Annotated in this window: 18 protein-coding genes; 10 read left to right on the forward strand and 8 right to left on the reverse strand. The window is 60.6% G+C overall.

Annotated elements, in window-relative coordinates; genetic code table 11:
• Positions 1–3: 3 nt before the first annotated feature.
• The 5 genes from ACSQ83_RS19345 to ACSQ83_RS19365 form a co-directional block, all read right to left on the reverse strand.
• Positions 4–306 carry a Dabb family protein gene (locus ACSQ83_RS19345; RefSeq protein WP_414948671.1) on the reverse strand — a complete coding sequence of 101 codons (303 nt, stop codon included), beginning with the start codon at positions 304–306 and terminating at the stop codon, positions 4–6.
• Between the two features lie 76 nt (positions 307–382).
• A complete protein-coding gene (locus ACSQ83_RS19350) occupies positions 383–1,561 on the reverse strand; it encodes an acetyl-CoA C-acyltransferase (RefSeq protein WP_436229247.1) in 1,179 nt (392 codons plus the stop codon).
• A 71-nt stretch (positions 1,562–1,632) separates the two neighbouring features.
• Positions 1,633–2,259 (reverse strand): bifunctional nicotinamidase/pyrazinamidase, encoded by a 627-nt coding sequence (pncA, locus tag ACSQ83_RS19355; protein ID WP_436229248.1) that lies wholly within the window; start codon positions 2,257–2,259, stop codon positions 1,633–1,635.
• Positions 2,260–2,293: 34 nt separating this feature from the next.
• Positions 2,294–4,378, reverse strand: a complete 2,085-nt coding sequence (locus tag ACSQ83_RS19360; RefSeq protein ID WP_436229249.1) for a 3-hydroxyacyl-CoA dehydrogenase NAD-binding domain-containing protein — start codon at positions 4,376–4,378, stop codon at positions 2,294–2,296.
• Positions 4,379–4,633: 255 nt separating this feature from the next.
• Positions 4,634–6,292 (reverse strand): 3-(methylthio)propionyl-CoA ligase, encoded by a 1,659-nt coding sequence (locus ACSQ83_RS19365; protein ID WP_436229250.1) that lies wholly within the window; start codon positions 6,290–6,292, stop codon positions 4,634–4,636.
• Positions 6,293–6,479: 187 nt separating this feature from the next.
• On the opposite strand from ACSQ83_RS19365, the gene ACSQ83_RS19370 reads away from it, so the two are divergent.
• The 5 genes from ACSQ83_RS19370 to ACSQ83_RS19390 all read left to right on the forward strand — a co-directional run bounded on the left by ACSQ83_RS19370 (position 6,480) and on the right by ACSQ83_RS19390 (position 10,568).
• The gene (locus tag ACSQ83_RS19370) at positions 6,480–8,078 is read left to right on the forward strand and encodes a protein adenylyltransferase SelO (protein WP_436229251.1); all 1,599 of its coding nucleotides are present in this window, start codon (positions 6,480–6,482) and stop codon (positions 8,076–8,078) included.
• Between the two features lie 85 nt (positions 8,079–8,163).
• Positions 8,164–8,586: a peptide-methionine (R)-S-oxide reductase MsrB gene (msrB, locus tag ACSQ83_RS19375; protein WP_414948665.1), complete on the forward strand. Its 423-nt coding sequence runs from the start codon at positions 8,164–8,166 to the stop codon at positions 8,584–8,586.
• A gap of 199 nt (positions 8,587–8,785) precedes the next feature.
• Positions 8,786–9,325: a septation protein A gene (locus tag ACSQ83_RS19380; RefSeq protein WP_062091754.1), complete on the forward strand. Its 540-nt coding sequence runs from the start codon at positions 8,786–8,788 to the stop codon at positions 9,323–9,325.
• Positions 9,322–9,645, forward strand: a complete 324-nt coding sequence (locus tag ACSQ83_RS19385) for a BolA family protein (RefSeq protein WP_436229252.1) — start codon at positions 9,322–9,324, stop codon at positions 9,643–9,645. The genes ACSQ83_RS19380 and ACSQ83_RS19385 overlap by 4 nt, the downstream gene beginning before the upstream one ends.
• Before the next feature lie 140 nt (positions 9,646–9,785).
• Positions 9,786–10,568 (forward strand): peptidylprolyl isomerase, encoded by a 783-nt coding sequence (locus ACSQ83_RS19390; RefSeq protein WP_436229253.1) that lies wholly within the window; start codon positions 9,786–9,788, stop codon positions 10,566–10,568.
• Positions 10,569–11,515: 947 nt separating this feature from the next.
• On the opposite strand, the gene purL is transcribed toward ACSQ83_RS19390, so the two are convergent.
• Complete coding sequence (gene purL, locus ACSQ83_RS19395) at positions 11,516–15,574, reverse strand: phosphoribosylformylglycinamidine synthase (protein WP_436229254.1); 4,059 nt, start codon at positions 15,572–15,574, stop codon at positions 11,516–11,518.
• A 490-nt stretch (positions 15,575–16,064) separates the two neighbouring features.
• Between purL and ACSQ83_RS19400 the strand changes: the two genes are divergently transcribed.
• The 3 genes from ACSQ83_RS19400 to pgi all read left to right on the forward strand — a co-directional run bounded on the left by ACSQ83_RS19400 (position 16,065) and on the right by pgi (position 20,974).
• The gene (locus tag ACSQ83_RS19400; RefSeq protein ID WP_436229255.1) at positions 16,065–17,369 is read left to right on the forward strand and encodes an FAD-dependent oxidoreductase; all 1,305 of its coding nucleotides are present in this window, start codon (positions 16,065–16,067) and stop codon (positions 17,367–17,369) included.
• A gap of 170 nt (positions 17,370–17,539) precedes the next feature.
• Positions 17,540–19,123: an NAD(P)H-hydrate dehydratase gene (locus tag ACSQ83_RS19405; protein WP_436229256.1), complete on the forward strand. Its 1,584-nt coding sequence runs from the start codon at positions 17,540–17,542 to the stop codon at positions 19,121–19,123.
• Between the two features lie 225 nt (positions 19,124–19,348).
• Positions 19,349–20,974: a glucose-6-phosphate isomerase gene (gene pgi, locus ACSQ83_RS19410; RefSeq protein ID WP_414968917.1), complete on the forward strand. Its 1,626-nt coding sequence runs from the start codon at positions 19,349–19,351 to the stop codon at positions 20,972–20,974.
• A 58-nt stretch (positions 20,975–21,032) separates the two neighbouring features.
• Here the strand turns inward: pgi and ACSQ83_RS19415 are convergent, their stop codons facing one another.
• Positions 21,033–21,734 (reverse strand): ABC transporter ATP-binding protein, encoded by a 702-nt coding sequence (locus ACSQ83_RS19415; RefSeq protein ID WP_436229257.1) that lies wholly within the window; start codon positions 21,732–21,734, stop codon positions 21,033–21,035.
• 64 nt (positions 21,735–21,798) lie between these two features.
• Between ACSQ83_RS19415 and ACSQ83_RS19420 the strand changes: the two genes are divergently transcribed.
• A complete protein-coding gene (locus ACSQ83_RS19420) occupies positions 21,799–22,461 on the forward strand; it encodes an arylesterase (RefSeq protein WP_436229299.1) in 663 nt (220 codons plus the stop codon).
• Between the two features lie 181 nt (positions 22,462–22,642).
• Positions 22,643–22,984 carry a hypothetical protein gene (locus tag ACSQ83_RS19425; RefSeq protein WP_414948656.1) on the forward strand — a complete coding sequence of 114 codons (342 nt, stop codon included), beginning with the start codon at positions 22,643–22,645 and terminating at the stop codon, positions 22,982–22,984.
• Between the two features lie 155 nt (positions 22,985–23,139).
• Here the strand turns inward: ACSQ83_RS19425 and ACSQ83_RS19430 are convergent, their stop codons facing one another.
• The gene (locus ACSQ83_RS19430; RefSeq protein WP_436229258.1) at positions 23,140–25,068 is read right to left on the reverse strand and encodes a SurA N-terminal domain-containing protein; all 1,929 of its coding nucleotides are present in this window, start codon (positions 25,066–25,068) and stop codon (positions 23,140–23,142) included.
• Positions 25,069–25,121: the final 53 nt, after the last annotated feature.

Below are 25,121 nucleotides of genomic sequence, written 5' to 3' on the forward strand. Positions count from 1 at the left end.
ACTTCAGACTTCGTAATCGATGCATTGACGCGATTCACGTACCGCTGCAACGAAGTCCTTGATCGCCAGGTGCTTGGGATGGACCTGATAGGCCTGGAGAGCTTCCGGGTTGTCGAAGTCGGAGACGAGGATGACGTCGCACGTGGCTTCGAGGCCGGGTTGCGCGACGCCCACTTCGAAGTGACCTTGACCTGAAACAATGCTGCGGCAGCTTTCGAGCTTGGCTTTGAGTTTGACGATGTTTTCAGCGCGAGTGCCGCCTTCGGCGCTTTCCTTCAGCTTCCACATGACGATGTGACGTAACAAGACGGGCTCCCGATTGGTAGGCAATGATTATGCCGATCGCCCAAGCGTATCAAAAACACCGGGCGACCGGTCAAAATCACACTACTTCAAACAACCCGGCTGCGCCCTGCCCGCCGCCAATGCACATGGTCACCACGACAAACTTCGCGCCGCGCCGCTTGCCTTCAATCAACGCGTGCCCCGTGAGCCGCGCGCCCGACACGCCATACGGATGTCCCACTGCAATCGCACCGCCGTTGACGTTCAGGCGATCAGCCGGAATGCCCAACGTATCGCGGCAATAGAGCACTTGCACGGCGAACGCTTCGTTCAGTTCCCACAGATCGATATCGCTGACCTTGAGGCCCGCTTTCTTCAACAGCTTGGGCACCGCGAATACCGGGCCAATACCCATTTCATCCGGCTCGCAACCCGCGACCGCGAATCCCCGGAAAATCCCCAACGGCTTCAGCCCTTCTTTTTCTGCCAGCGTCGCGTTCATCACCACGCATGCCGACGCGCCATCGGAGAACTGGCTGGCATTGCCCGCCGTGACCACGCCGCCGGGCATTGCGGTGCGGATCTTCGATACCCCTTCGAGCGTCGTGTCGGCGCGAATGCCTTCATCGGAGGAGAGCGTGACTTCCTTCGTGAACATGCGGCCCGTGGCTTTATCGGCGACACCGGCGAGGACCGTAATAGGCACGATTTCGTCGTTGAACTTGCCCGCCGCTTGCGCCGCAGCCGCGCGCAATTGCGACTGCACGCCGTACTCGTCCTGGCGTTCTTTCGATATCTCGTAGCGCTTGGCAACGTTCTCGGCCGTCTGCAACATTGACCAGTAGATGGCAGGCCTGTGCTCCTTCAACCAGCCGTCCAGCAGCATGTGCTGGTTCATTTCGTTCTGCACGCACGAGATGGATTCCACGCCGCCCGCCACATAGACATCGCCCTCACCGGCGATCACGCGTTGCGCCGCCAGCGCGATGGTCTGCAGCCCCGACGAACAGAACCGGTTCACGGTCATGCCCGGCACGCTGACCGGCAACCCGGCGCGCAGCGCGATCTGCCGAGCGATGTTCATGCCGGTCGCGCCTTCCGGATTCGCGCAGCCCATGATCACGTCTTCCACCCGCGTCGGGTCGATGCCCGCGCGCGCCACCGCCGCTTGCGTGGCATGGCCGCCGAGCGTCGCGCCGTGAGTCATGTTGAATGCACCGCGCCAGGATTTGGCGAGGCCCGTGCGTGCCGTCGATACGATTACCGCGTCAGTCATGCTTGTCTCCACTTCGAATACGAATAGGGTTGGTTCATTTGGCTTGATTCGGCTTTATTTGGCTGAGCTATTCAGCGCAGCAAATCCGTCGATCCAATTCGCGTTACACCCGCCACTGTCATCTGTTCCCACGCACGCGCCAGCGAGCCGTCGAGATCGATCGCGCGACAGGCATCGTCGATAACAACCGCTTCGAAACCCGCGCTGCGCGCATCGAGCGCCGACCACGCGACGCAATAATCCGTCGCCAGCCCGCAGCAATAGACCCGCTTCGCGCCGACATCGCGGAGATAACCCGTGAGGCCCGTCGGCGTGATGCGATCGGCTTCCATGAAGGCCGAATAACTATCGACACCCGCGTGATGCCCCTTGCGGATCACCATGCGCGCGTGCGGCACGTCGAGGTCGCGATGCAGCGCCGCGCCGTCCGTGTTCTGCACGCAATGTGTCGGCCATAAAACCTGCTGGCCGTAACTCAACGTGGCCATGTCGAAAGGCGCGCGTCCCGCGTGATTTTCGGCGAACGAAATGTGCTTCGCCGGATGCCAGTCCTGCGTCACCACCACATGCGAAAACGCACGTGCGAGGCGATTGATCACGGGCACGACTTCGTCGCCGTGAGCGACCGGCAACGCGCCGCGCGGCATGAAGTCATTCTGGACATCGATCACAAGCAGGACTTCGTCAGCGCCTTTCATTGCGAATCTCACCGGTTTTAGCTTGCTCTATAAGCTAGCTGTTAAAGCCACGCCCTTCTGCGGCCAGTTCGGTCACGCGTGCCGCGGGCTTCCATGCATCGCCGTTACCTTGGCCCGCATATTTGCGCATCGCGCGTTCGACGTTGTACAGGCCGACCGTATCCGCATACAGCATCGGTCCACCGCGATACAGCGGGAAACCGTAGCCGGTCAGGTAGACCATGTCGATATCCGACGCCTTCGATGCAATCCCTTCTTCCAGGATCAGCGCGCCCTCGTTGACGAGCGCAAACACCAGCCGTTCGACAATCTCATCATCGGAGATCTTGCGGCGCTTGACGCCTTGCTCGCCGGAATACGCAACGATCATCTCGTCGACGATCTTCGACGGATGCGCCGTGCGGTCCCCGGCCTTGTAGTCGTACCAGCCCGCGCCGGTCTTCTGCCCGAAGCGCCCGGTCTCGCACAAGCGGTCCGCGATCTTCGAATACTTCAGGTCAGGTTTCTCTTGATAACGGCGTTTGCGGATCGCCCAGCCAATGTCATTGCCCGCGAGATCGCTCATGCGGAACGGTCCCATCGCGAACCCGAATTTTTCGATTGCACGGTCCACTTGCGCCGGCAGCGCGCCTTCTTCAAGCATGAAAAGCGCCTGGCGCAGATACTGTTCGATCATCCGGTTGCCAATGAAACCATCGCAGACACCCGACACCACGGCCGTCTTCTTGATCTTCTTGGCAAGCTGCATGACAGTGGCGAGCACGTCCTTCGACGTCTTCGCGCCGCGCACGACTTCCAGCAGTTTCATGACGTTGGCCGGGCTGAAGAAGTGCATGCCGACCACGTCTTCGGGACGCTTCGTGAACGCCGCAATCTTGTCGACATCGAGCGTAGACGTATTCGATGCCAGGATCGCGCCCTTCTTCGCGACCTGATCGAGTTTCGAAAAAACCTGCTCTTTCACGCCGAGTTCTTCGAACACCGCTTCGATGATCAGGTCGGCGTCCTTGAGGTCTTCATAGGCGAGCGTTGGCGTGATCAGCGCCATGCGTTCTTCCAGTTTCTCGGCCGTCAGACGGCCCTTCTTCACGGCGCCTTCGTAGTTCTTGCGGATGGTGGCGAGGCCCCGATCCAGCGCTTCCTGCTTCGTCTCCAACAGCGTGATCGGCAGGCCCGCGTTGACGAAATTCATCGCGATACCGCCGCCCATCGTCCCTGCGCCGATCACGCCAACGCGATCGATTTTCCGCACCGGGGTGCTCGAAGGGACATCGGGGATCTTGCTTGCAGCACGTTCACCGAAGAACGCATGACGCAGCGCGCGGCTTTCGGGCGTTTGCACCAGCGCCATGAAGCAGTCGCGTTCAAAGGCCAGGCCTTTATCGAAACCGAGCTTCACGCCGGCTTCCACTGCATCGATACATTTGAGCGGCGCCGGGAAATTCTTCGCGAGCGGCGTGACGCCGTTGCGCGCGAACTGGATAAAACCTTCGGCGTTCGGATGCTCGATCTTGCGATCGCGGACCTTCGGATGCGGGCCGCTTTGCGCGCCCGCTTTTTGCGCGAATTTGACGGCTGCGTCGAGCAGGTCGCCTTCCGCCATTTGATCGAACAATCCGGTGCCGGCCAGTTTCTCCGACATCACCGGCGCACCCGACACAATCATGTTCAGCGCAGTTTCCAGACCGACCGCGCGCGGCAGGCGCTGCGTGCCGCCTGCGCCGGGCAGGATGCCTAACTTGACTTCCGGCAACGCGATCTGCGCGCCCGCCGACGCCATTCGATAATGCGCCCCAAGCGCCAGTTCGAGCCCGCCGCCCATGGCGACGCTGTGGATTGCCGCCACGACAGGTTTTGCGCTGCCTTCTATGACCTTGATGACCGTGTGCAGCGTGGGTTCCTGGGTTGCCTTGGGCGTATTGAATTCGGTGATATCGGCGCCGCCGGAAAACGCCTTGCCCGCGCCGATAATCACGATCGCGCTGACGGACGCATCCGCCTGCGCTTTTTCAACGCCCTTGACAATGCCAAGCCGGGTGGAGAATCCAAGGCCGTTCACGGGCGGATTGTTCAGCGTGATAACGGCGATGCCGTCGCGAGTCGTGTAGTCCACTGCCATTTGTCTACCTCCATTCGATGCCTGCCGATAGCCAGATTCTCCGGGAAACTCCCGGAAAGCGCTGATTACCGTGTCGCTGGGATTGTGAGTTACCGGAGAAGAATACACAAAAACGAACGCTCGTTCAATTCTGTTATTTTTGGGATGAGGTGAGTTTTGGTGCGGGGTCAGGAAAAAGCACGGGGAGACTGCCGGGCTGCGGGACGGCAGCCCGGTGAAGCGGGGAAGTCAGGACATCAAGATTGAGTCAAATAATCAAACCACCTTTTCATCCACCGTCGGCAGCACATACTCGCGATACAGCTCCCTCAGCCGAAGCTTCTGCAGCTTCCCCGTAGCCGTATGCGGGAGTTCATCGGCGAAAACAACATCATCCGGTTTCCACCATTTCGCCACCTTGCCGTCGTAGAACGCGAGCAGTTCCTCGCGCGTCACAGTTGCGCCCGGACGCCGCACGACCACCACCAGCGGCCGCTCCGTCCACTTCGGATGCGAACACGCAATACACGCCGCTTCCGCCACCTGCGGATGCGACATCATCACGTTCTCCAGGTCGATCGAACTGATCCATTCGCCGCCCGATTTGATCACGTCCTTGCTGCGATCGGTGATGTGCATGAAACCATCGGCGTCGATGGTCGCGACATCGCCTGTCGGAAACCAGCCGTCGATCAGCGGCGAATCGTCCTTGCGAAAATACCGGCTGATCACCCACGGGCCGCGCACGTGCAGATCGCCGAACGACTTGCCGTCCCACGGGAGTTCCTGACCGTCATCGCCGACAACTTTCATGTCCACGCCGAACATCACGTGCCCCTGCTTTTCACGCGAATGCAGTTGCTCTTCCGGCGAGCGCTGCTGCTGTCTCCAGGTGAGCTTCGCAAGCGTGCCGAGCGGCGACATCTCGGTCATGCCCCACGCGTGAATCACCTCCACGCCGTAATCGTCCTCGAAGCTGCGCAGCATGGCCGGCGGACAAGCCGACCCGCCGATCACCGTGCGTTTAAGCGTATTGAAGCGCACGCCCGCTTGCTTCACGTAGTTCAGCAAGCCGAGCCAGACCGTCGGCACGCCGGCCGAAAACGTTACCCCTTCGGTTTCCATGAGCTCGTAAAGCGCTTTGCCATCGAGACAATTGCCGGGCAGCACGAGCTTCGCCCCGACCAGCGCCGTGGAATGCGGGATGCCCCACGCGTTGACGTGGAACATGGGCACGACAGGCAGGATGGCATCACGGGCAGAACAACCCATGGCGTCCGGGAGCGACGCGCCGAATGCATGCAGCACGGTTGATCGATGGGTATAAAGCGCGCCCTTCGGATTGCCGGTCGTTCCCGATGTGTAGCAAAGAAACGATGCCGTGCGTTCATCGAGGACAGGCCACGCATAGTCGCCGTCGTATTTCGCCAGCAGCGTTTCGTAGCTGAGGACGGGCGTGGCCATGTCGGCGAGATGGGTGCTGATGCAGGTCTCGTCGCCGAGTGCAATCCAGCCTTTCACGTTCGGACACTGCGGCGCGATGATGTCGACGAGCGTGGCGAATGTCATGTCGAACGCTACGTATTCGTCGTCGGCGTGATTGACGATGAACGCAACCTGATCGGGGAAGAGCCGCGGGTTGATCGTGTGGCAGACGGCGCCCATACCGGTCACGCCGTAATAACACTCCAGGTGGCGATACCCGTTCCACGCCAATGTGCCAATCCGTTCGCCCGGTTGCACCCCCAACCCGATCAACGCCTGCGCAAGTTGTTTCGCGCGCTTTTCGCAATCGCGCCAGGTGTAGCGATGAATGTCGCCTTCAATGCGGCGCGAGACAATCTCGGTGTCGCCGAAATGGCGTGCGGCGTGGGACAACAACGATGAAGCGAGCAGCGGTACATCCATCATCTGGCCGAAAAGCGGCGACGTCATGGGCGAGTTCCTCACAAGTCCGGATGCACGGGTTTTGATGCCTGATCTACTTGATCCACTACCTGGCGACAGTACCTCAATTCGACACTGAGTTGATCCCCGGTCCAACGCCGGGGCGGGTTGACGCGCGCTCGTGCAGCGGCGCGGGGGCGGATTTACAATATCGGTTAATCATGAGGTGCTCAATATGTCGTTTTCCCCAAGCAGCACCGCCGCGCAAGCCGAACCAGCAAGCCTTGCGCCCGTGGCTGCCCCCGTGGATGCACTGCTCGCATCGATAAAAACCGACAGGCCCGATGCGTTCGTTTCACTCGGCTCCGCCTTTCTCACCCGCCTGCCCGCCGCACCGTTGCCGGAGCCTTATCTGGTCGGCATTTCCGCCGATACCGCCGCGCAACTGGGTTTTGACGCTTTGGACGCACAAGATCCCGCGTTCGCCGAGCCGTTCGCCCAGCTTTTTGCGGGCAATCCCACGCGGGAATGGCCGGCGGAGAAATTGCCGTATGCGTCGGTGTATTCGGGGCATCAGTTCGGCGTGTGGGCCGGCCAGCTCGGCGATGGCCGCGCGATCGGCCTGGGCGAGATCGAGCATGACGGCAAGCGGCTCGAGCTTCAGCTAAAAGGCGCGGGACGCACGCCGTATTCGCGTATGGGCGACGGGCGGGCTGTGCTGCGGTCATCGATACGCGAGTATTTGTGCTCCGAAGCCATGCACCATCTCGGCATTCCGACGACGCGCGCGTTGTGCGTGATTGGATCAGATCAGCCCGTGCGCCGCGAAACGACGGAAACGGCGGCCGTTGTGACACGGGTCGCGCCAAGTTTCGTTCGCTTTGGCCACTTCGAGCACTTCTACACGAACGATCGGCTCGATGAATTGAAGAAGCTCACCGATCACGTGATCGACCGGTTCTATCCGCAGTGCCGCGAAGCCGACGATCCCGCGTTGGCGCTCTTGCAGGAAGTCCTGAATCGCACGGCCGACTTAATGGCGGACTGGCAAGCCGTCGGGTTTTGCCATGGCGTGATGAACACGGACAACATGTCGATTCTCGGGCTGACGATCGATTACGGGCCGTTTGGGTTTATCGATGGATTCAACGCGAATCACATCTGTAATCACTCGGATTCGCAGGGCCGGTACGCTTACAAAATGCAGCCGCAGATTGGCTACTGGAATCTGTTTTGCCTTGCGCAGGCGCTGGTGCCGCTGTTCGGTCCGCAATACGACGCCGAGACGCGCAACGAAAAGGTGATTGAAGACGCGCAGCGGGTCCTGGAAGGATTCAAGGACCGTTTTGCGCCCGCGCTCGAGCGCCGCATGCGCGCCAAGCTCGGGCTGGAGGAGATTCGCGACGGTGACGACAAACTCGCGAACCGCTTGTTCGAAGTAATGAACGCGAACCGGGCTGACTTCACGCTGACGTTCCGAAATCTCGCCAAAATGCGCAAGGCTGACGCTTCCGGCGACGCGCCGGCGTGTGATCTGTTCCTGGATCGCGCCGCTTTCGATGTCTGGGCGAACGACTATCGGCTGCGCTTGTCGGAGGAAACACAAAGCGATGAAGCGCGGGCAAGCGCGATGAACGCCGTGAACCCAAAATATGTCTTACGTAATCATCTGGCCGAAAACGCCATCCGCCTTGCAAAAGAGAAGGATTTTTCCGAAGTTGAACGGCTGGCACAGGTGCTGCGCCATCCCTTCCATGAGCAACCTGAATTTGAAGCATATGCCGGCCTGCCGCCCGACTGGGCGAGCGACCTGGAAGTCAGTTGCTCTTCCTGAAATAGCCCCCAAATACATGAGCCTGCTTCGGGTTCCTCGCTTTTGGACCTGATCAGCTCCGCTAAAGATCTGGAGATAGAGAACCATGAACCGAGACGATCTGACGAAAGACCCCGTTGCTCCGCTGCAGAAGGACGATGCCGAGTATCGAAAGGAATTGACCGATATCCAGTACCAGGTGACGCGCCGCGCCGCCACCGAACGGCCGTTCACCGGCGAATACTGGGATCACAAGGAGCGCGGCATATATGACTGCGTGTGCTGCGGCACGCCGCTGTTCGAGTCGGATACGAAATTTGACGCCGGTTGCGGCTGGCCAAGCTACTTCAAGCCGATCAACGGCGAAGTCATTAAGGAAAAGACGGATCGTGCGCACGGCATGCTGCGCATCGAGGTCCAGTGCCAGAACTGCGGCGCGCATCTGGGCCACGTTTTCGAGGACGGTCCCGCGCCGACCGGTCTGCGGTACTGCATCAACTCGGCTGCGCTACAATTCGAACCCAAGTAAGCGCGTCGGGCGCTGCCGGCCATTGAGCCAGTGAGAGTCGACGTTGGCGCGGCGAGCGACCTCGCCGCGCGTTTTTACATGCTTTGAAAACGGCTGACTGCGGCTATTCACTCGCCAGGCGTCGTGTTGTGCCGGTAGGAACCGGCGACACGCGGCGCGTTGCGCGCTTTCCTATTGATGCCCTCCTCGTCCCTACGACATGAAATTTCTGTTCGATCTATTTCCGATCCTCCTCTTCTTCGTCGCATTCAAGATCTGGGGCATCTACACCGCGACCGCCGTGGCTATCGTGGCTACGCTTGTGCAGATCGCCTGGGTCGCGTTCCGGCATCGCAAGGTCGATCCCATGCTGTGGGTGAGCCTGGGCGTGGTGGTCGTCTTCGGCGGCGCAACGCTCGTGCTGCATAACGACACCTTCATCAAGTGGAAACCTACCGCGCTTTACTGGTTGTTTGCCGGCGCGCTGATCGTGTCGCAGGTTGGTTTCGGCAAGAACCTCATCGAAGCGATGATGGGCAAGCAGATCGTGTTGCCGCACAGGGTGTGGGGCCAGTTGAATCTTGCGTGGGCCGTGTTTTTCGCGATCCTCGGCGTGGTCAACCTGTTCGTGGCGTTCAACTACACCACCGATCAATGGGTCAACTTCAAGCTTTTTGGCGCGACCGGGTGCTTGCTGGTGTTTATCGTCGCGCAGAGTTTGTGGCTCGCGAAGTATATGAAAGAGGACGAAGGGAAATGAGCGATCCGGGGTTTATCGAGAACTTCGTCAACGCGTCGGCTGAAGGCAAGATTGCTTATCTAGAGGCGCGGCTTAATGCGGAGCTGGATGCGTCGCAGGTGCACATCGATGACGACAGCGCCGCGCACGCGGGTCATGCGGGAGCGTCGGCGGGAAGTCACTATACGGTGACTATCGTAGCCGCCCGATTCGCCGGGAAGCCACGCGTGGCGCGGCATCGGCTGGTGTATGATGCGCTGGCCGACGAGCTGCGGCAGGGTATTCATGCGCTTGCAATCAAGGCGTTTACACCCGAAGAGTTTGCAGACCAGTTCGAGTGACCCTTAGTAATCGCGCTTAATTACGCTTAATGAGCACGCTTAATAACGACGCTTGGTAACTTCACTGTTCTTCAGTCCAGTTGCTTTCAGCTAACCGATTTCAGCAACATCTCCAGCCCCGTTCTGATCAGGAACTATTGATGATTTTAAAAAATCCCCGTATTTGGGTGTTGCTGGCCGCGTTCGCGGCGGCGCCCGCGTTTGCGCAGAACATTGCCGTGGTGAACGGCACGCCGATTCCGAAGTCTCGTGTCGATGCGCTGGTCGCGCAACTCGTCCAGCAGGGTCAGCAGGACACGCCGCAATTGCAGGCGGCCGTGCGTCAAGAGTTGGTGAATCGCGAGATCCTGATGCAGGAAGCCATGCGGCGCGGGATTGCCACGCGTCCCGACGTGAAGGCGCAAATTGCCGTTGCCCAGCAGACCGTGGTGTTGCGTGCGTTGATTGAAGATTTCGTGAAGAACAATGCGCCGACCGATGCTGAGATCAAGGCGCGTTACGACGACATGGTGAAGCAGGTTGGCGGCGGCAAGGAATATCACCTGCACCATATTCTTGTCGACAACGAAGCTCAGGCTAAGGACTTGATCGCGAAGATCAAGGCTGGCGCAAGTTTTGAAGATTTGGCGAAGCAGTTCTCGAAGGATCCGGGATCGGGCAAGAATGGCGGCGATCTGGACTGGTCAAGCCCGCAGGCGTACGTGCCGGAGTTCGGCGCGGCGGCTGAGAAGTTGAAGAAGGGTGAGATGACGGACACGCCGGTGAAAACGCAATTCGGCTGGCACATTATCCGGTTGGACGATATCCGCGATGTTGCCCCGCCGCCGCTCGAGCAAGTGAAGGATCAGATTGCCAAGCAAATTCAGCAGGAAAAGCTGCAGGCTTTTGAAGAAGGTTTGCAGAAGAAGGCTGTGATTAAGTAAGGTTCGCTCAGTAAGGTTCGCTCGCGCCGGTGGACAAAGGGGTTTGCTGGCGCGAGGGGTCTGGATTTGTGGGTCTGGGTCAATGCCGGGTTGCTGCTTTTTAGGTTTTTGCGCGTTTTATGTTGGCTGTTTTCTTTATCACTATTAGCCACTGCGCGTGGCGGCGCGTCATTTCTTTGTCCAAAGCGACAAAGAAACGAAGCAAAGAAAACGCTTTCACCTCTCTACCCTAAGTGTCCACAGCGTGCAGTTCCATTTCATGGGTGCCCCAAAAGCACGGTGCTCGCAAGAGCTACGGATGTTTGAAACCCTCCTTCTCGCGAATCCTGACAGTAAAACGCTTCGCCCCGTACGCTCTCGGGCTAGCTCTAGCGACTGAACCTGCCCAAGGAACGCCCCGCGCTATCCGCGGAAAACCAACCTCCAAATTTGTATGCATGCCGAACCATCTTTTAAACCACCGAGAAATGGATCTGCAGAATGCATAAGACCTAACCCGGAAAATAACAATGCAAACTGATAGCTAACCCGCGAAGCCCCACAGCGGCAAATACGAGTGGGGCGGTGCGGGTTTCTATGGCGAGGGTGCTTGCCCGAGAGCGTACGGGGCGCAGCGTTTTACTGTCAGGATTCGCGAGAAAGAGGGGTTCAAACATCCTAAGCTCTTGCGAGCACCGTGCTTTTGGGGCACCCATGAATGAAAACTGCACGCTGTGGACACTTAGGGTAGAGCGGTGAAAGCGTTTTCTTTGCTTCGTTTCTTTGTCGCTTTGGACAAAGAAATGACGCGCCGCCACGCGCAGTGGCTAATAGTGATAAAGAAAACAGCTAATACTAAATGCGCGAAGACCTGGAAAGCAGCAACCCGGCATTGACCCAGACCCACAAATCCAGACCCTAGCGCCAGCAAACCTCCCGGTCCACCGGCGCGAGAGAACCTTCCTACCCTACCCCACCCAGCGCCGCGCATTCTGAAACACTCGCAACCACGGACTCGCGTCCCCAGTCCACCCCTCCGGCGTCCAGCTCATTTGCACATTCCTGTGCACCCGCTCCATGTGCGGCATGAGAACCGTAAAGCGTCCATCCGGCGTCGTCACCGACGTAATCCCCTCCGGCGAGCCGTTCGGATTCAACGGATATTGCTCAGTCGCAGCGCCCTTGTTATCAACAAAACGCATCGCTACCAAAGCATTCGCAGAATCACCTTGCTGCGAGAAATCCGCAAAGCCTTCGCCATGGGCAACGGCTACCGGAATCCGCGAATCTTCCATGCCGGCGAAGAATATCGACGGAGAGCTTTGAATTTCAACCGATGCAAACCGCGCCTCGAATTGCTCCGACTTATTCCGCGTGAACTTCGGCCACGCATCGGCGCCCGGGATCATCGAAGCGAGGCTGCTCATCATCTGGCAACCATTGCAAATGCCTAGCGCAAAGGTGTCCGTGCGACCGAAAAACGCCTCGAACATGTCAGCCAGACGGGGATTGAAACGAATCGTCTTCGCCCAGCCCTCGCCCGCGCCGAGCACGTCGCCGTAAGAGAAACCGCCGCAAGCAACCGCACCCGCAAAGTCCGCCAACGTAACGCGGCCTTCCAGCAAATCGCTCATGTGGACGTCGTGGGTGTCGAAGCCCGAACGGTCGAACGCGTAAGCCGTTTCCAGATGCGAATTGACGCCCTGCTCACGCAAGATAGCCACTCGCGGACGCGCGCCCTTGCCAATGAACGGAGCCGATACATCCTGCGTCGGATCAAAAGTCAGTACCGGCGAAATGCCAGGATCAGCCGGATCGAGCAACGCGTCATATTCGGCATCGGCACAGGCGGGGTTATCGCGTAACCGCGCGACGCGCCAGCTCACTTCGCTCCAAGCACGCTGCAATTCATGACGCGGCGCTTCATAGACCTTCTTCGCATCGCGATAAATCTCGATGGCGTCACGCTCGTTCGGCTTGCCGATCACTTCGCTACACGCCGACAACCCGTGTTCGCGCAACACAGCCATCACGGCATCGCGTTCCGCCAAAGGCACCTGGATCACGCCGCCCAACTCTTCCGAAAACAACGCACGAATGGTCCGGTCTTCACGACGGCCGCTGGTCTGCTTCGCCCAGTCCTTGGCATCGCCGTAATCGGATTCGTGGTTCGGATCGAGTATCAGCATGTCGACGTTCAGCGACACGCCCACGCGCCCCGCAAACGCCATTTCGCAGACAGTCGCCCAGAGGCCGCCATCGGAACGATCGTGGTACGCGAGCAGCTTGCCTGCCGCATTGAGCGACTGGATCGCGTTGAAGAACCGCTTGAGGTCCTCGGCGTCGTCGACGTCGGGAACGGTGTCGCCAATCTGCTGCGTCACTTGCGCCAGGATGCTGCCGCCGAGACGATTCTTGCCGCGGCCCAGGTCGATCGAGATCAGCACCGTGTCCGTGCCACGCTGCAACTGCGGCGTGAGTTGGCGGCGCACATCTTCAACCGGCGCAAACGCCGAAATGATCAGCGACACCGGCGACACGACTTCCTTCGCGACACCCGCCTCGTCCTGCCACTTGGTGCGCATCGACAGCGAATCCTTGCCCACGGGAATGCTGATGCCCAGCGCCGGGCACAATTCCATGCCGATCGCCTTCACGGTATCGAACAGCGCCGCGTCTTCGCCGGGACTGCCGCACGCGGCCATCCAGTTAGCGGACAGCTTCAGCTTGTTCAACGATTCGATAGGCGCCGACGCAATGTTCGTCACCGCCTCGCCAACGGCCATGCGGCCGGATGCTGGCGCGTTGATCACAGCCAACGGCGTGCGCTCAGCAATGGTCATTGCTTCGCCACGGAAACCGGCGTAGTCCATGGTGGTGATCGCGCAATCGGCGACCGGCACTTGCCACGGGCCGACCATCTGGTCGCGCGCGGTCGTGCCGCCCACCGAGCGGTCGCCGATGGTGATGAGGAACGATTTGCTCGCGACTGTCGGGTGCTTGAGCACGCTCACCGCAATCTCCGACAGCACCATTCCGGTGACATCGACAGGTTCAAACTTCAACACTTCGCGCTGCACGTCGCGATGCATCTTGGGCGTCTTGCCGAGCAGGACTTCCATGGGCATATCGACGGGTTCGAGCGCTTGATCGGCGCTCTTCAAGTCATCGATCAACTGCAACTGGCGTTCTTCCGTCGCGACACCCACCACCGCTACCGGGCAGCGTTCGCGCGTGCAGATGGCTTCGAACGAAGGCAAGCTTTCCGGCGCAATCGCCAAAACGTAACGCTCCTGCGCTTCGTTCGACCAGATTTCTCGCGGCGACAACCCCGATTCTTCAAGCTGGACGCGACGCAATTCGAAACGCGCGCCTTTGTCGGCGCCATCGACCAGTTCAGGAAACGCATTCGATAACCCGCCCGCACCCACATCGTGGATGCTCAGGATCGGGTTCTCAGCGCCCAACTGCCAGCACGCATTAATGACTTCTTGCGCGCGCCGCTGGATTTCCGGGTTGCCGCGCTGCACGGAATCGAAGTCGAGTTGCGCGGTGTTCGCGCCGGTGGCCATCGAACTCGCCGCGCCGCCGCCCATGCCGATCCGCATTCCCGGACCGCCGATCTGAATCAGCAGCGATCCCGGCGGCAAATCCATCTTGTGCGTGTGCTGGTCCGAGATATTGCCGATCCCGCCCGCGATCATGATCGGCTTGTGATAACCCCGCACGCGCCCCGCGGCGTTCTGCTCATACGCGCGGAAATAGCCGCCCAGATTGGGCCGGCCGAATTCGTTGTTGAACGCAGCCGCGCCAATGGGACCATCGATCATGATCTGCAACGGCGATGCAATGCGCTCCGGCTTGCCATATGGCGCGTGCTCATCCGAAGGATTGCGCTGCGGCACCGGCACGGCGCTGTCGCGGGCGTTTTCCCACGGTTGGCGCGCATCGGGCAAGTCCAGGTTCGATACCGAGAAACCCGCCAGGCCCGCTTTCGGACGCGCGCCGCGGCCGGTCGCGCCTTCGTCGCGGATCTCGCCGCCCGAGCCTGTTGCCGCGCCGGCGAACGGCGAAATGGCGGTCGGATGGTTATGCGTCTCGACCTTCATCAACGTGTGGGTCAATTCGGTGTGACGGCCGTAATGTTCGTTCGCACCACGCGGGAACCAGCGCTCGGCCGTGCCGCCTTCCATGATCGCGGAGTTGTCCGAATACGCAACGATGGTGCCCGCGTGATTCAGCTTCTCGGTGTTGCGGATCATGTTGAAGAGCGAAATGTCCTGCGGCTCGCCGTCGATGGTCCACTGCCCGTTGAAAATCTTGTGACGGCAATGTTCGCTGTTGGCCTGCGCGAACATCATCAGTTCGACGTCGGTCGGATTGCGCTCCAGCTGCTTGAACGAATCGACGAGATAGTCGATTTCATCGTCGGCCAAAGCGAGGCCGAGTTCCGCATTCGCCGTTTCCAGCGCGCCGCGGCCGTGGCCGAGGATATCGACGGCTTGCAGCGGCTGCGCCGGCAGTTCGTCGAAGAGATGCAATGCGTGATCCCGCGACGGCGCCACGCTTTCGGTCATCCGGTCATGCAGCGCTGCGGCGACTGCCGCGCGTTCCTGCTCGCCCAACGCCTTCTTGCCGCCGATGCCGCTGCCGAGCAAGCCGCTTTTCAGGATCACCGTATATTCCACACCCCGTTCGATCCGGCGAACCTGCGTCAGGCCGCAGTGATGGGCGATGTCTGTCGCCTTGCTCGCCCATGGCGAAACGGTACCGAAGCGCGGCACGACCATGAAGGTCTCGTGCGCCCCGCGCTCGGTGCTCGCCTCGAACGGCGTTCCGTAGTGCATGAGCGCGTGGATGCGGTTGCTGTCTTCATCGGAGAGCGGATCGGCCGAGTTCACGAAATGCAGGTACTGACCTCGCACGCCGACAATTGCCGGGTCGATGCGCGTCAATGTTTCGAGCAGGCGGGTTTGACGGAAATCGGAGAGGGCCGAAGCGCCGGGGAAACACGAGAAGTGGGCCATTGTCACGGTGCTTAGAGGACGTCGGGACGTCGAATTCGTCAAGGCAGACGTCAGGACGAAAGACGTCGGAGCCGTTTGCGGCAGTGCCGCAATTGGCGGTGGGAAGAATCGGATTATAACCCGGAAGTGTCTCGAAAACGGACCCGGGGCCAAGCCACGAAACAGCCTGCCGGCGAGGCGCCAATCTCTGAAATATTCCGGAATGTCTCGCCATCGGTCCGGTGACGACCTTCAAAAGGCTTGGCACACCTGGTTTTTCAGGCACCGACCCGGTCAATCGCGCCGCTGTACCATGCGTCCCGGCGTCCCGGCGGCGCGCGTTTGGCGCTATCATTGCGCGCTTTCCCTGACCGGCGTTGGGGCGCACAAAAGTCGCACGAACGCCGGTTCGCCTCTCTCACGAGAACCCCAGCGAATCCCGGGCGCCCTGACACATCGGGCGCCGGCTCGTGAACCAGTCTGGTCTTGCGCCTTCGGGCGAGAACGAATCATGGATGTCATCGTCATCGGCGGCGGAATCGCCGGCATCGCCACCGCGTATCAATTGCGTGCAAACGGGCACCGCGTCTGCGTGGTCGAGCGACATGCCACCGTTGCGCAAGGCGCAACCTACGGCCACGGCGGCTCGGTGCTGCCCTCGCCGCTCGACGTGTGGTTCGGACCGACGTTCATGCAGACACGCCGCGCGGCCAAAACCGGCATCTTGTTTAAACCCGGCTTCAATTCCGACACCCGCGAATTCGCGAAGCAACTCGCGCGGTTCCAGGACCCGGAGCTGTTCACCAGTCAATACACTGCCCTGCGTCCGCTAGTGGATATATCGCGCGACGTGATCGCCGATATCGACTCCCGGCATGCACTCGATTACGAACAGCGCACCGGCGTGCTGCACATATTCCGCCATGAACGCGATCTCGAGCTGGCGCAGTCCGCGATCGCCCTGCTGCAGCGCTTCGAGACGCCGCATCGCGTATTGACGCCAGAGGAATGCGTGGCGGCTGAGCCGTCGATTCCCGACGATCCGCCGTTTGCCGGCGGCGTGTTACTCGGCGACGCCCGCACCGCGAATTGCCCGTTGTTCACCAAGCTGCTCAAGCAAATGCTGGAAGACGGCGGCGTGCAATTCCAGCTTGGCCGCGAGGTCACGGCCATTCGCGCCGACAGCCAAAGTGCGGCCGTGGAACTCGGTCCGCGCGCCGGCGAAGTCGACGGTAAAGGCCGCAAGTCACGCGACGTTGAATTGATCGGCGCCGACGCCATCGTGGTCGCGGCCGGGACGGGTACGTCTGCATTGCTGGCTACGCTGGGAATCAGCTTGCCGCTGCATCCGCTGCGCCTGCACACGCTGACTGCGCCGATCGCTTACGAGGAGCGCGCGCCGCACATTACGGTGGTCGATTCCGTGAAACGCATCACGATGACGCGGATCAACCAGCGGATGCGCGTGACGGGCGGCGCGGTGCTGCAGAGCGTGGCCAAAGCGCATAAGCCGATGAACGAAGGCATGACACGGCGCGCCCTCGCGTTGCTCGGTCAGGCGACGCACGACTGGATTCCGGGCGCGGCGAAGGTATCGGCGGCGCGGGCTTGGGATGGCATCCGGCTGGTTTCGCCCGATGGTTTGCCCATCGTGAGCCCAACCGCGCACGCGCGTTTGTTCATCAATGCGGCGCACGGGCCGGCGGGCTGGGGTATCGCTTGCGGAGCGGCAAAAGTGGTGGCGGCGATGGTTTCCGGAATCACGCCTGATGTACCGGCTGAAACACTAAGCGCGCTGCGGATGGACCGGTTTTAGGGGAGTTTGGGCCGTTATCGGCCTCATGGCCGCGCGTTGGAATGCGGACTGGTGACATACGAAACGCAGCCGCGAACACCTTTCACTCGGATACGAATTCCCGGCCTGCGTTTGCGACAATTGGGCGCAATAATTGCGATGAGTTCACGCATTCCTCTCACGCTGGCGCCATGACCGACTCCTCCCTTTCAAACACCACTAATTCGCCCTACGTCGAGCCACGCGATCATGCGCTGGCGCTCCTGACACTGGGCGAACTCCGCACACTTGAAAGCCGCGCAGCGGCGTCCCTGCCCGCGAATACGCTTATGGCTCGCGCCGGCGCCGCGGCGGCGCAATTTCTTATCGATCAGAACCGGCATGCGCCAAATCTCGCTGCATTGCCGGTCTGGATCGTCGCCGGGCCGGGCAACAACGGCGGCGATGCGCTCGTGATGGCCGCCCGCCTGCGGCACGCCGGCATCGACGTCGAAGTCTGCATGCCGGTGGAAGTCAAACCCGACGACGCCCGCTGGGCACTCGCCGAAGCCCGGCAAGCAGGCGTCAAAATCACGACAGAAGCCCCTGCTTCCTTCGATAACCTCGGCTGGCTCGTCGACGGCATGTTCGGCATCGGCCTTGGAAGGCCGCTGGAAGGCGTGTTCGCGGATCTCGCCGCGCGCTTGTCGCGGCGCTCAAGGGCGAGCGGCGGCGTGCTTGCGCTGGATATCGCGAGCGGGCTGTCGAGCGACACCGGCGAACCGGTCAGCCGCAGCGCCGACGGCCGCGCGCAAGCCGTGCGCGCCACGCACACCGTCACGTTCATTGGCGCGAAGCCGGGCCATTTCACCGGCGATGGCCGCGACCTGACGGGCAAGCTTTATATCGCCGACCTGGGGGTCAAGCCGCCACTTGAACCCTCCATCACGCTGAACGCGCCGTCGCTGTTCGGCTCGCATTTTCCGCCGCGCGATAACGCGACCAACAAAGGCACGTTCGGCACGCTGGCCGTGCTCGGCGGCGATACCGGCATGTGCGGCGCGCCCATCCTCGCCGCGCGCATGGCCCTATGCGGGGGCGCCGGCAAGGTGAACGTGGCGTTCATCGGCACCGATTCGCCGCCTTACGACCCGCCGCATCCGGAACTGATGCTGCACCACGTCGACCAGATCTCCCTCGCTAAAATGAATGCGCTCGCGGTTGGCTGCGGCATGGGCCAGAGCGAGCGCGCGAAGAAAGTGCTCGTCGACGTCCTCGCGCTCGATGTCCCCAAGCTCTTCGATGCCGACGCGCTCAACCTGATTTCGTCGGATGAGAAATTAGCAGCCAGGGTCGCCGAGCGAGGCGCTCAAGGCGATCCGTGCGTGTTGACGCCGCATCCGCTCGAAGCCGCGCGCTTACTCGGATCGGATGTGAAAAAGGTGCAAGCTGACCGGCTTGCTGCCGCCCGGCAACTGGCTGCGCGCTTTGCTGGGGTGATCGTGTTGAAGGGCACGGGCACGATCGTCGCGTCGCCGGATGGTCGCGTGTCGGTGAATCCCACCGGCAATGCGGCGCTTGCTACGGGCGGTACGGGCGACGTGCTGGGCGGGCTGATCGGCGCATTTCTCGCGCAGCGGTTGCCGGCGTATGAGGCCGCGCTCGCAGGTGTGTATCTGCACGGCATGGCGGCCGAAGCGCTGACCGCTGAAGGCGAAGGTCCCGCAGGACTGACCGCGGGCGAACTGGCGCCAAAGGTGCGAAGTCTGCTCAACCGGCTTTTTTACCCGGCTTGACTTCTGGGCGGACATCCGCCTCGGAATAAAGCCCTCCGCCAAGTCGCGTTTATCCTCGACGAACGAAACACGCAGCGTCGGTCTATACGACGACCGTTCATGCAAGCAATCATTCATCCATCGTGGCTATACTTGTTGACTCGCGCGTAGGCGGATCGAGATAGACCATCATCCGACCTGCGCGATGATCAGTACCTCCCGTCACCCTCTGATAAACGGACCGTTATGACGCTCAATTCGCTCCCTGCCTGGCCGGCGCTCCAGACGCATTACGATGCCATCCGTGACGAACGCCTGCGCGACTGGTTCGCGCCGCAAAACGATACAAAGCCGTCCCGCGCCGAGCGCCTGACTTTTGACGGCGGCGGCATCTCCGTCGATTTCTCGAAGAACCGCATCACCGAAGCCACGCTCAAGCTGCTGGTCGAACTTGCGCAGCAGGCGAAGGTCGCGGAAAAGCGCGATGCCGTGTTTGCCGGCGATATTGTCAACGTCACCGAACATCGCGCGGTGCTGCATACGGCCTTGCGTTCCACCGACGACAACTCCCCGTTCCAGAAGGAAATCCGCGCTGAAAAAGCCAAGATGGCCGCGTTCGCGAACAAGGTTCGCGACGGCTCGTGGACCGGCTATACCGGCAAGCGGATTCGCCATGTGGTGAACATCGGCATTGGCGGCTCGGATCTCGGGCCGAAGATGGTGGTGCACGCGTTGCAACATCTGGCGCAGCCGGGCCTGGATACGCATTTCGTCTCGAACGTCGATGGCGCCGATATCTACAACGTGCTCAAGGGCATCGACGCTGAAGAGACGCTGGCGATTGTTGTATCGAAGACGTTCACCACGCTCGAGACCATGACCAATGCGCGGTCCATGCGCGACTGGTTTATCAAGAGCGGTTGCCCGGAAGAGGCGCTGTCGAAGCACTTCGTGGGGGTATCGGCGAATCCTGAGGAAGTGGTCAAGTTCGGCATTGCGAAGGAAAACGTCTTCGAAATGTGGGACTGGGTCGGCGGCCGCTATTCCCTATGGTCTGCTGTCGGCTTGTCGATCGTGATCTCGGTTGGACCGGAGAACTTCGAAAAGCTGCTCGCCGGCGCGCATGCCATGGACGAGCATTTCCGTACCGCGCCGTTCGATCGCAACCTGCCCGTGCTGATGGGCATGATCGGCATCTGGTACCGCGACTTCTTCAAGTCGCAAAGCGTGATGGTCGCGCCGTACTCGCAAGCCATGCGCTACTTGTCTTCGTATCTCCAGCAACTCGAGATGGAAAGCAACGGCAAGTCGGCGAGGCTCGACGGCACGATGGTCGATTACCCTACCGCCGCCGTGATCTGGGGCGAGCCCGGCACGAACGGCCAGCACGCGTTCTACCAGATGCTGCATCAGGGACCGACGTTGATCCCGATCGACTTCATCGCGGTGCTGACGCCGGAACATCCGCTCGTCGATCATCACGCCAAGTTGCTCGCGAACTGCTTCGCGCAAAGCGAAGCGCTGATGCTCGGACGCACGCTGGAAGAAGCGAAGAAGGTCGCGGGACCCGGTAAGGAAGAACTGGCTACTCACCTCAGCTTCCCCGGAAATCGCCCGACAACCACGATCATTCTCGATGCCCTCACGCCTGAGACCCTGGGCGCGGTTATCGCGTTGTACGAGCACAAGGTGCTGGTGCAAGGCGCGGTGTGGGACATCAACTCGTTCGATCAGTGGGGCGTCGAGCTGGGCAAGATCCTCGGCAAGGTGGTCGAAGCCGATATCACCAGCGACAAGGCCGATCCGGCGAAGCACGATTCGTCGACATCGGCGTTGATTGCGCGTGCGCAGGCTGCGTTGAAGGGACTGTAAAGGCTTTGGTTTGAACACCGTCTCGCGTCTTCCATTCATGAAGCCGCGAGACGGGCCGCTACACGCTCAGCCCATTCACAAGCCGCCCCGCTTCTATGGTCACCGTCGCGTCGCATCGCTCGGCCAGTTCGGCATCGTGCGTGACGAGGATCAACGTTGCACCGTTACGCCGGTTCATCTCGAACATCAAGTCGATGATCGCGTATCCCGTTGCCGCATCAAGACTGCCGGTGGGTTCATCGGCGAACAGCACGGCCGGATGCGTGACAAACGCGCGCGCAAGCGCCACGCGTTGCTGCTCGCCACCGGATAACAGCTTGGGATAATGTGCGGTCCGCTGACCGAGGCCAACCTGTTCGAGCAGGTCCCGCGCACGCGTCGCGATCTCTTTGTGCGGCACATCGCCGCGCAATTCCAGAGGCAACATCACGTTCTCGAGAGCGGTCAGGTGCGGCATCAACTGGAACGACTGGAAGACGAATCCCACCGAGCCGCTGCGCAATGCCGCGCGTTCGTCTTCGGAAAGCGTGCCCAGGTCGCGCCCGAGCAAGCGAACCGAGCCTGCCGTCGCGCTGTCCAATCCCGCAAGCAGACCAAGCAACGTGGACTTGCCCGACCCCGATGCACCGACAATGGCGACACTGCTGCCCTTTTCGATCGACAGGTCGATCTGATCGAGGATGATCAATTCGCCCGTCGCGTCCTTCACCCGCTTGCTTAAACCCCGTACTTCTATGACCGGTTCGATATTGTTTTGCATGGAGAGACTTAAGGTGAACTGGACAACGCGCGCCACGCTGGCATGGGTTGCAGTGATCGCATGCATGAGCGGGACGCCCGCTTATGCGGCGCAAGACGCGACTGCGGTTAAGGCTGCAGCTACGGTTGGAACCACGGTTACAACGAGCCCGACGCCGAGGGAAGGCAAACCGGCAATCGTGGTACTCGGCGACAGCATCTCCGCAGAATATGGCCTGCCGCGCGATACAGGCTGGGTCGCGTTGCTGCGCTCTAAGCTTCCCCAGGAGCACTTCGATTATAGCGTCGCCAATTCAAGCATCAGCGGCGACACCACCAGCGGCGGCCTCGCCCGCCTGCCCGCCGCGCTCAACCGCATCAGGCCGAGCATTGTGATAGTGGAACTCGGCGCCAATGACGCGCTGCGCGGCGTCCCGCTTGCGACGACCGAGGCGAACCTGAGGAGCATCATCGAGAAATCGCAGGCCGCCAATGCGAAAGTTTTACTCGTCGGGATGTATGTTCCGCCTAACTATGGCCCCGACTATTCGCAAAAGTTTCACGGCGTGTATGAACAATTATCGAAAGAAAAACGCGTGCCGCTAGTCCCGTTCTTGCTGGCTGGTATTGAAAACAAGCCCGAGATGTTTCAGGCGGACCAGATTCATCCGACCCCTCAGGCCCAGCCTTTGCTATTGAACAACGTCTGGCCAGTTTTAAGACCTTTGCTGGGCGCGCCATCGAAATGACTGGGGGAGATAATTGATGATTGAGGCGATTCATCTCCACATCCCCGCTTGCACCCTGTCAGCGCGTCGCCTGGTTGGCTTTTAGCCATGCGCGGAATACGGCCACGATTCAGTACTCAAGATTTTCGCGTAACCCTGAAAAACCCCGGCTCCGTTTGTGAGCGCATTGAAAGGAGGTAACGTGAAATATTTACCAATTCTCGCTTTGACCGTCGCGATCTCGGCTTGCGCCGCTCCTATGTCACCTGGCGTCAGCCAGGTTGGAACGAGTCAGCAACCGCCGAAGGCCGTCGCACAATGTATCGCGCAGAAATGGGCCGATAAATCACAGCAGCAAGTAGTGTCGCAAGACACGCTCGCGAACGACATGGCTGCCGATGTCTACGTTCCGGGTCAGCAACCGCCCGATGGCGCCAAGGCGATCGTACGTCCCAACTATTCGGGTCCGGGCACATGGGTCGGTTTCCGCGCTGCGGGCTCGGCCGGCAGCGATGCCACCGGCGACATCCAGGCATGCCTCTGACCTTCGTGAAGGTCCTGTAACGACTTTATCGGGCGAGTCTTCCTCACGCACTTCCGATACGAAAAAGCCCCGCTGGTTTGCGCCAGCGGGGCTTTTTATCGTGCGGGTCAAACTTAGCGACTCAGGCTCAGACTCAGCGTCTCAGCCCACGAAGATCATTGCGACTGATCAGCCGTGGTGGGCACGTTCGTGATCTTCACCTTCGAGCGCGCTCTCAATGAATCGAGGTACGACTCCATCTCGGCTTGCGCGTAGACCTGAGCGACTTGCTGCTGCGCGCCGGTCAGGCGGTCTGCGGTGACCGGATCAGGTTTCTCGATACCGTCCACGCGATAGATCGCGTATCCGTCCGTGCCAAGATCGACACCAACATACGACGGCAACTTCGACGAATCGGCCTTGAAGATGGCGGCGAGCGCGGCGGGCGGCAGGCCCTGCGCGTCGTTACGCGATACCTTCGATATCGACGAAAAACCTGCCGTCGAGTTCGACTTCTGCAACTCGGCCAGCTTGGCTATGCCATCTTTGCGCGCAGCTTGGGCCGCTTCTTCCGCGATGACCTTTGTACGCACTGCGTCCTTGATGGTGTCCAGTGCGGGCACGGCCGCCGCTTTATAGTCCGTCACACGGCCGGCGATCATCGTGCTGTTGCCGATGTCGATAGCCTGGGTGTTGTTGTGCTGCTTCACGGCGTCCGGCGCGAAAATGGCCGCGAGGAACTTGGGATTGTTCAGCGGGCTGTCAGCCGGCAGCTTCGGATCAGGCTTCGATCCAACCGTTGCCGTCTGGATTTGGAGCTTGTATTTGTCGGCGGCGGGTTGCAGCGACTTCGACTGTTCGTACACCGTCGAGGTGAAGCCTTCCGCGTCGTCAGCGAGGTTCTTCGCCGCTTGCTGCGCGACGACTTCCTTCGTGATCTGGTCCTTCACTTCGTCGAACGGCTGCGTGACGGACGGCTTCACGTCGGTCGCCTCAAGAATGTGATAACCGAAATCCGTCTGCACGATGCCGCTGGTTTCGCCCTTCTTCAGGCCGAACGCGGCGTCATCAAATGCCTTGCCGCCCGCGATCATGCCGCGGCTGAAATACCCCAGGTCGCCGCCCTTTGACGCAGACCCTGGATCCTGGGAATTCTTCTCTGCAATCTGGGCGAACTGATCCGGATGCGCCTTGACCTGCGCGAGCAGCGTGTCGGCTTGTTGCTTGGCCTTCGCTTTGTCTGCCGCGCTTGCATCTTTCGGCGCATTGATCAGGATGTGGCTCACACGCACTTGCGCCTGCGTCTTGAAGCGCGCGATGTTGTCGTCGTAGTACTTCTTGAGATCCGCGTCTGACGGCTTGACCGCTGCCGACAACGTAGCCGGCGACAGCACCAGATACTGGATGGTCGCGGACTCGGGCGTAGCGAACTCGGCACTGTGCGCGTCGTAATACGACTTTACTTGTGCGTCGGTGGGCTGAATCTTCGCGGTGTAATCGACGGTACGGAACGCGAGACCTTGAACGTCGCGGCGTTGCTCGGCGATCTCGGTCAGCGTTTGGGCCAGCGTCTTCGACGTGAATGCGGTGGACTGGATACTCGCCGGAATCTGATCCGCAGCGAGACCGTAACGCACGCGCTCGTCGTACTGCTCAGGCGTCATGCCTTGCATCGCGAGCAATTGCTTGTACTGGTCCACGTCGATGGAACCATCCGGCTTGCGCAACGAAGCGATGGTCGGATCGGCCAGCAACGCGCGGCGTACGGCTGCGTCGGACGCGGTCAGGTGCAGGCGCTGGGTTTCGTCGGCGAGCACGCGCTGTTGCACGAGGCTGTCGATCAGCGAGGCGCGCATTTCCGGCGTTTCGAACATCTTCGGGTCGAACTGGGCGCCGAGCATTTGCCGCGCGCGATCGACTTGCTGGCGCATCGCGCCGTCGTACTCGACACGCGTGATCTTGTGGCCGTTGACGCTGGCGACGTTCGCGTTTTCGTCGAAGAAACTGCTGAAACCCTGGATACCCACAATTCCCAATCCTGGCACGACGATCAGGATCAACAGGGCCATCATCAGGCGTTGGTGATTACGGAAAAAGTCGAGCATGCGTGACGATTCTGCCTAATACGAAACGCCCGATGTTACAGCAGCGGGCAATA

The sequence above is a fragment of the Caballeronia sp. LjRoot29 genome (assembly GCF_964252755.1).
Lineage (GTDB): Bacteria > Pseudomonadota > Gammaproteobacteria > Burkholderiales > Burkholderiaceae > Caballeronia.